A 3,003-nucleotide genomic window follows, 5' to 3' on the forward strand; every position below is an offset into this window, starting at 1 on the left:
TAATGGGGCCAAGTGCAGGAGGAGCCGTATACTCACCAGCCTTAACCGACTTCATATTCATGGTAGATAAAACAAGTATGATGTTCATCACAGGACCCCAAGTAATAAAAACCGTAACAGGAGAAGACGTAACCCAAGAAGAACTAGGAGGGGCCAATACTCACAATAAAATATCAGGAGTAGCCCATTTCATGGATAAAAATGAAGAAGAAAGCATAAAAAGGATAAGAACTCTACTTAGCTATCTACCATCCAACAATCTAGAAACACCACCAGTATATGAATGCAGTGATGATATAAATAGAGTAGAAGAAAGCTTAAATGAAATAGTACCCATAAACCCAAACAAACCCTACGACATGAAAGAAATAATAAAATTAATAGCAGATAATAATGAGTTTTTCGAAGTACAACCTTACTATGCTCAAAACATAATAACAGGCTACATAAGATTAAACGGAAAAACAGTAGGGGTAGTAGGAAATCAACCAAGAGTACTAGCAGGCTGCCTAGACATAAACGCCTCAGACAAAGCAGGAAGATTCATAAGAACCTGTGACGCCTTCAATATACCATTATTAAACCTAGTAGACGTACCAGGCTTCTTACCAGGCACAGACCAAGAATACGGAGGAATAATAAGACATGGTGCAAAAATGCTTTATGCCTACAGTGAAGCCACAGTACCAAAAGTAACATTAATAATCAGAAAAGCCTACGGAGGAGCCTATCTGGCCATGTGCAGTAAAGACCTAGGAGCAGACCAAGTACTAGCATGGCCTAACGCAGAAATAGCAGTAATGGGGCCAGAAGGAGCAGCAAACATAATATTTAAAAACGACATAAAAAATTCAGAAGACCCAATGGAAACGAGACAAGAAAAAATAAAGGAATACAGAGACACGGTAGCAAACCCATATATAGCAGCAGAAAGAGGATTCATAGACGACGTAATAATACCAAGCATAACAAGACCAAGATTAATATCAGCATTCGACATGTTAGAAAGTAAAAGAGAAACCAACCCTAAAAAGAAACATGGTAATCTACCAGTATAGAAGAGGTGATAAAACTTGGGAGGCATAATAACCATGGGAGAAAGCTTGACGATAACTATATTTAGTATGGTAGTAGTATTTATAGTATTAATAGCTATATCCTATTTAATAGAAATACTAAGAATTACTACAAATGGTAAAAAAGGCAAAGAAGAACCTAAAAAAGCAATTGTAGAAGAAAAAGCAGTAGAAAAGAAAGAACAAATAGTATCCGAAGAAAAAGTAAACGACGAAGAACTAGTAGCAGTAATAGCAGCAGCAGTAGCAGCAAGCTTAGGGACAACAATTCCTCAAATAAAGATAAAAACCATAAAAAGAATCTCTCCAACAACTCCTCTATGGTCAGAGGCAGGAAGAAGAGAACAAATCCTTGAGAGATTATAACAATCATACTATAGGAGGTAATAAAATGAGAAAATTTATAATAAATGTGAACGGAAACCAATACGAAGTTGAAGTAGAAGAAATAACAGATAGAGTAAGTACAACCCAAAGACCAGCACCACAACCAGCAACAACACCACAACCAACAACTAAAAAAGCACCAGCACCACAGCCAGCACCAAAAGCAGAAGAGAAAAAAGAAGTAATAATAACAGAAGGTTCAGAAGCAGTAGAAGCTCCAATGCCAGGAACCATACTTAGCATAAACGTAAGCCAAGGAGATACAGTAACAGAAGGACAAGTATTAGCCATTCTTGAAGCCATGAAAATGGAAAACGAAATCCTTGCACCAAGAGACGGTAAAGTAGCAAGCATAGTCGTTACAAAAGGTGCTTCTGTAAACACTGGAGACAAGTTAATAGTATTAGAATAAACAGATGAAAGGAAGGGTAAATTAAATGCTTATAGATATATTAGGGGATTTTTTACAGAGCACTGGATTTGCCACAATCACCGGTGGGCAAATTTTTATGCTACTAGTATCCTTTGTCCTTCTTTATCTTGCCATTAAGAAGGAATTTGAACCACTTCTATTAGTACCAATAGCCTTTGGGATGCTACTTGCAAACCTTCCATTAGCAGGACTTATGAAAGAACCAATAGTAGAGATAGTAAAAGATCCAAATACAGGGAAATTGGTATCAGAAACCAAAGAACTAGGAGGACTATTATACTATCTATACCAAGGAGTAAAACTAGGCATATATCCACCATTAATATTTTTAGGAGTAGGAGCCATGACCGACTTTGGCCCCTTAATAGCTAACCCTAAAAGTATATTATTAGGGGCAGCAGCCCAATTCGGTATATTCTTTACATTTATCGGTGCAATTGCCTTAGGATTTACAGGACCGGAATCAGCAAGCATTGGAATAATAGGAGGAGCAGACGGACCAACAGCCCTCTACCTAACAAGTAAATTAGCGCCTCATCTATTAGGGCCCATAGCAGTAGCAGCTTACTCCTACATGGCATTAGTACCAATAATACAACCACCGATAATGAAAGCATTGACCACAGAAGAAGAAAGAAAAATAGTAATGGAACAACTACGCCCCGTATCTAAAAAAGAAAAGATAATATTTCCCATAATGATTGCAGTAGTTGTAACATTGATATTACCTTCAGCAGGGCCATTAGTAGGAATGTTAATGTTAGGTAATCTAATGAGGGAATCAGGGGTAGTAGAGAGATTATCTAAAACAGTACAAAATGAGTTAATGAATATAGTAACAGTATTTCTAGGATTAACAGTAGGAGCTACAGCCAACGCAGAAATCTTTATCCAATGGGGAACAATAAAGATAATAATATTAGGACTAATAGCTTTCTCCATAGGAACCGCAGCAGGAGTAATATTCGGAAAAATAATGTGTAAAGCAACTGGAGGAAAAGTAAATCCGTTAATTGGAGCAGCAGGAGTATCGGCAGTACCAATGGCAGCAAGAGTTGCCCAAAAAGTTGGGCAAGAAGCCAACCCAAGAAACTTTTTACTAATGCA

Annotated in this window: 4 protein-coding genes; all 4 read left to right on the forward strand. The window is 37.5% G+C overall.

All coding sequences use genetic code 11. The features are described 5' to 3' along the window. Positions 1-1,058 (forward strand): acyl-CoA carboxylase subunit beta (locus CUL_RS0115210; protein WP_025642551.1); only part of this gene is annotated, 1,058 nt, incomplete at its 5' end. Between the two features lie 33 nt (positions 1,059-1,091). After that, entirely contained in the window at positions 1,092-1,442 is a 351-nt protein-coding gene (locus CUL_RS18165) for an OadG family protein (RefSeq protein ID WP_025642552.1), read from the forward strand. 25 nt (positions 1,443-1,467) lie between these two features. Further along, complete coding sequence (locus CUL_RS0115220) at positions 1,468-1,875, forward strand: DUF2118 domain-containing protein (protein WP_005583048.1); 408 nt, start codon at positions 1,468-1,470, stop codon at positions 1,873-1,875. A 25-nt stretch (positions 1,876-1,900) separates the two neighbouring features. After that, a partial coding sequence (locus tag CUL_RS17665; RefSeq protein ID WP_035143357.1) for a sodium ion-translocating decarboxylase subunit beta occupies positions 1,901-3,003 on the forward strand: 1,103 nt, incomplete at its 3' end.

The sequence above is a fragment of the [Clostridium] ultunense DSM 10521 genome (genome assembly GCF_000511955.1).
In the GTDB taxonomy this organism is placed as follows: Bacteria; Bacillota; Clostridia; order Tissierellales; family Tepidimicrobiaceae; genus Schnuerera; species Schnuerera ultunensis.

Excerpts from the sequence above, each read along its gene's own strand:
- CUL_RS18165 (WP_025642552.1), top strand. The coding sequence starts at position 1,092 with ATGGGAGAAAGCTTGACGATAACTATATTTAGTATGGTAGTAGTATTT.
- CUL_RS0115220 (WP_005583048.1), top strand. The coding sequence starts at position 1,468 with ATGAGAAAATTTATAATAAATGTGAACGGAAACCAATACGAAGTTGAA.